The sequence below is a fragment of the uncultured Campylobacter sp. genome (assembly GCF_938018145.1).
Lineage (GTDB): Bacteria > Campylobacterota > Campylobacteria > Campylobacterales > Campylobacteraceae > Campylobacter_A.
On record NZ_CALIII010000451.1, the window covers coordinates 1 to 1,822 of the forward strand.

At 46.7% G+C, this 1,822-nt stretch carries 3 protein-coding genes; 1 reads left to right on the forward strand and 2 read right to left on the reverse strand.

All coding sequences use genetic code 11. The features are described 5' to 3' along the window. A partial coding sequence (locus Q0338_RS10540; RefSeq protein ID WP_298086679.1) for a DUF3394 domain-containing protein occupies positions 1–698 on the forward strand: 698 nt, incomplete at its 5' end. A gap of 128 nt (positions 699–826) precedes the next feature. Here the strand turns inward: Q0338_RS10540 and Q0338_RS10545 are convergent. Continuing rightward, positions 827–1,309: a tetratricopeptide repeat protein gene (locus Q0338_RS10545; protein ID WP_298086680.1), complete on the reverse strand. Its 483-nt coding sequence runs from the start codon at positions 1,307–1,309 to the stop codon at positions 827–829. A 45-nt stretch (positions 1,310–1,354) separates the two neighbouring features. Continuing rightward, on the reverse strand, positions 1,355–1,822 hold a 468-nt coding region (locus tag Q0338_RS10550), incomplete at its 5' end, for a M48 family metallopeptidase (RefSeq protein ID WP_298086681.1).

The window sequence follows — 1,822 nt, forward strand, 5'->3', positions numbered from 1 at the left end:
ATTTAGCCGGCAACAACATCGTGCTCATCCTCTTTCTCACGGCGATAATGTCGCTGATACTAGGCATGGGCTTGCCGACGACGGCAAACTATATCGTAGTTAGCTCGCTAGTCGCGCCGGTGATTTTGTTTTTGGCGCACAAAAACGGCTTTCTCATACCGGCCATCGCGGTGCATCTTTTCGTCTTTTACTTCGGTATCCTGGCAGACGATACGCCGCCTGTGGGTATCGCGGCATACGCTGCGGCCGGTATCGCCAAAGCAAACCCGGTAACTGTGGGCGTGCAAGGCTTTTTCTACGACCTGCGCACGACGATTTTGCCGTTTTCGTTCGTGTTTAACAACAAGCTGCTTTTGATAGAAAGCGTAGATGCCGCCAATCCAAACGACGCAAAAGGCATCGTGTGGATAACAAATCCGCTCGAGATGGCGCTGATTTTCGGTACGGCGCTAGTGGGTATGTTTGCCTTTTCTTCGGCGCTTCAGGGGTATTTCGTTAAACGCGTAAGCATGCTAGAGCGCGCATTACTTTTGTGCGTCGTGCCGCTAACTTTGGTGCCTAATATGTGCGCCAAGTACATCCCGTTTATCCCAAACGAATACATTTCTTACGCGATCGGCGTTTCGCTTTATGCGGTGTTATTTGCATTTCAATGGATACGAAATAAAGCGGAAAAGAGAGTCGGCGTAGGTGCTTAGAGCCTGCGCTTTCTCGGCCTGTTGATTACTCTCTCGTAAATTTTAAAAGCTTTCGTTTTGGAAGTAGTGTATAGAAAAGATAAAATCGGGCTAAATTTAACCGTCAAATTTAACCCGAGTAAGCAAAATTAAAGTCTTTTTGAGCGTTTTAGATCGCTTGCAAATTGGCATCCGAGGCTATCGCCTATCTTGCATGCTTTTTCAAAAAGCGCGTAGGCTTCTTTAAATTTTTTCTCCTCTAGCAGATACGATCCCGCAGTCGCGCATGAAAAGCCGTCGCCAAGCTCGCAACCCTTATTTAGCAGTGCACGCGCCTTTTCTTTGTCGCTTGATACGTATATCCCGCCGGCACCCGAGCAGGCCTCTTTAGAGCCTAGTTCGCAGCCTTTTTCGTATAGCTCAAGCGCTTTTTTGGTGTCAGGCAGGATATCTTTGCCCAGCTGATAAAGCGCGCCTAGTTTTGCGCAGGCTAGGCCGTTGTTCGCGTCGCAGGCAGCTGCAAATTTCTCGCGAGCCATTACAAATTTAGAGCTCTCGTAGGCTTTTACACCGTCCTCAAAATCGCCGCCCAGAGCAAAAACCGCGGCAACTAGCATTAGAAGTTTTTTCATTATCTCCCTTTAAATTAAAAATATTCTATTTTAGCATATTTAAAATTATTTTTTGTTTAGCCGTTGTTCTCGCGTTTTGAAATCAGGCATAAGCCCTGTGATGAAGCCATAAAAGCTTTTTTGATGGTGCGGGTATATGAGGTGGGCTAGCTCGTGAAGCACGACGTATTCGACTAGTTCGGGAGCTTTTTCGATCAAATTTAGGCTTAAATTTATATAGCCTTTGCGCGAGTTGCAGCTACCCCAGCGAGTAGTCATTTTGCGAACGACGACACGGTTTATCTTGCGGTTTACAGCTGGAGCGAATTTAGCTATAAAATGCTCGTAAACACGCCTTGCAAAAGCTTTTTTGTAGTTTTCTAGCGCAGCTAAACTCGCAGCGTAAATTTCGCCGTCAAATTTACGCTCGTCTGCGATAGTAAATTTAGCCTCGCTAGGCTGCGCGTTAAATTTAATCCCGTCAAATTCGCCGTCAAATTTAGCGCCGTAAAGATGCGGGTCTAGCCCGTCCAA